Consider the following 251-nt stretch of genomic DNA (forward strand, 5'->3'; position numbering starts at 1 on the left):
ATGTTTCTGCGCTCAGCAACTGGTGCCGCTTCACCTTCAACCAGTACCATCACAAAGTCGCCTTCTAGGTCGGTTTGTACTGCTCGGCGTGGGATAGTCACAACATCAATAGATTGCTTTTCACGTAGATCCACACGAACGTGTTGACCAGGAAGTAATCGTTGATTCGGATTATCAGCGATTGCGCGCATCGCGATCGTACCGGTATTGAGATTGATACGGTTACCCAAAAAATCGAGCTGACCTAGGTG

Annotated in this window: 1 pseudogene; it reads right to left on the minus strand. The window is 48.6% G+C overall.

Annotation, left to right across the window (positions count from 1 at the left end):
• Positions 1 to 251 (minus strand): annotated as a pseudogene (locus tag AB4486_RS24690) (efflux transporter periplasmic adaptor subunit); the annotation flags it as partial.

It is taken from the genome of Vibrio sp. 10N.222.55.C6 (assembly GCF_041473395.1).
Lineage (GTDB): Bacteria > Pseudomonadota > Gammaproteobacteria > Enterobacterales > Vibrionaceae > Vibrio > Vibrio crassostreae_C.